Consider the following 2,230-nt stretch of genomic DNA (forward strand, 5'->3'; position numbering starts at 1 on the left):
TTTAAGACGAACATCCGATGCTTTTGCAACTGTATCGCCAGCGTTTGCGAACTCAAGTTTAGTCACTTTCTCATTCTCGCCTTTAAATGTAGCTGTTGTTTTGTCAACAGCCGCTGCATCAAGACCGGAAAGAGTTACCGTATAATCCCCTTCTCCAACTTTAACATCTGTCAATGTTAGAACAGCAGATTTCTTGTCATCAGCAAATTTAACTGTTGTTGCTACATCGATGGAACCTTTTTTCATAGCTAATTTTACTTTATCTGTGTCAACAGGTTTGTTGAAGCTTACAGTTACTTGTTGTACGCCTGTTGCTTTCGCGCCAGTTACCGATACTTTACCAGCTGGTACGTATTGTTGTTTCGCTTCGTATGCACCAGTCAACAGCAGATCGCGAGTTGCGTTAGCCATACCACCGAATTTACCGTCTGTACCGTTGGAAAGTAGTTTCAATTCAAGTGCAAGAGCTACATAACCTTGGGCCCAACCGGATACTGTTGTATCTGTACCTGTTTTGCCTTTTGCTGCTTCATCTTGACCAAGAACACGAACCAAGAATGTAGCGAGTTGTTCTTTTGTTACTTTACCAGCTGGGTTGTATTGACCTTCAGCATAGCCATCAGTAACGCCTGCAGTTTTCAAAGCTTCGATGTAAGGAAGTGCATAACCATTTGCTGCATCGGTTACACTAACGTCAGTGAATGTCGATGTTTTCAAGTCTTTGTTTACTTCCAGACCCATGATCAATGCTGCTACTTTCGCAAATTGTGCACGGTTCATTTCGTCTTTCAGACCGAATGTTGTTTCTGTCACGCCGTCAAAAATACCAGCAGTGATCATCGCATCGAATTTCACTTTTGTTGCTGCATCCAGGTCTTTCAAGTCTGTGAAGTCAGCAGATGTTTTACCAAATGCGACGGATGAGAACATGGAAAGAGCCATAGCGGATGTAAGAACTACGGATAGTGTTTTCTTCATAAAGGTTTGTTTCCTCCTAATATTATGAAAGTTTTTTTGTTATAAAAACTTATAACCAACGGGACGACTAATGAATCATGACATGAGTCTATGTAGCTTTCCGTCTATCACTTTGCTACATGAATTAGTATACGTGATTATATACTTAATTTCATTGATAAGTATTTTCCAATTAGAATGAAGCAAATAAAAAAAGAAGACCCGAAGGTCTCCTTTTTACGTTACAGCTTATTTCAATACAGATGTGCTTACGGACATGCCCGCTGCTGTTGTAGCCACCAGATCAAAGCCAGTTACACCAGCATCTGCTGTGATGTTACCATATTGATCAACTGATACGGAACCAGTACCTGTAATACCTTTTACTGTGAATACAACACCAAACAGGTAGTTGTACTGTTGTGCTTCAAATCCTTCGAAAGTCACGCCATAGTTATCCGTTACTTTCAGGTTCATCAAACCGAATGCGTTTGGTTTACCATCTGTTGCTGCTGTTACGGCATCTGACCAGTCAGTTGCTGTTGTCGCTGTATTACCTGCTTCAACTTTAGTTGATGTCAGTACGTTATCTAGCACTTTTACATTGACAGTTTTCAGGACAGATTGACCTTTATTGTCTGTGAATGCCACATTTAATGTCGCTGTTCCTGCTTCGTTACCAATCACATAACCTTTACCAGCGTTCATGTCTGTTTTAGCAACAATACCGTTAGAGCTTGTGATCGATTGAATTGTTTGTGGGATTGCCACTTTGTTACCCGCACCATCTGTTGCAGTAAGCTTTACTTGTCTAGCAAGTTTGCTTGTTACGGCAGACTCTTGCGCGGCAACAGTCAATTTATCTCCGGATGCTGTATCGTAAGTTGCTTCAGCTACAGAGCTTGTATCAATAGCATTAACCAGATCACTTACCGTTTGGATTTCATAAGTCAGGTCTGTATCCGCTGTGATAGCTTCAACTTTTTTCGTTACGTTGAAGATTTCGCTCCAGGCACCTGTTCCTACTTGTTTCTCTACTTTAGCTACAAACTCTGCGGAGTTTGTTCCTGCCACTGCTGCTGTATAGGTGAACTTGTGCTCTTCATTGAAGAATTCAGCGTCTGTTCCTGTGATTGGTGCTGTAAAGTCAGCTCCAGCTGCTGGTACTACGGCTACGCCTCCAACTACATTCGTTGCCACAGAGATACGGTATTTATTTGCTGTTCCAATACCACCGTTTCCATCTGTGGATTGAATGTTTTTCAACTCTTTA

1 protein-coding gene and 1 pseudogene are annotated in these 2,230 nt (G+C 41.5%); both read right to left on the reverse strand.

The features are described from left to right. Window positions 1–978: S-layer homology domain-containing protein (locus tag AC58UU_RS39835; protein ID WP_497323031.1), on the reverse strand; the 978-nt coding region annotated here is incomplete at its 3' end. A gap of 228 nt (window positions 979–1,206) precedes the next feature. Then, a pseudogene (locus AC58UU_RS39840) lies at window positions 1,207–2,230 on the reverse strand (S-layer homology domain-containing protein); the annotation flags it as partial.

Source organism: Paenibacillus sp. JT22N1 (assembly GCF_059692155.1).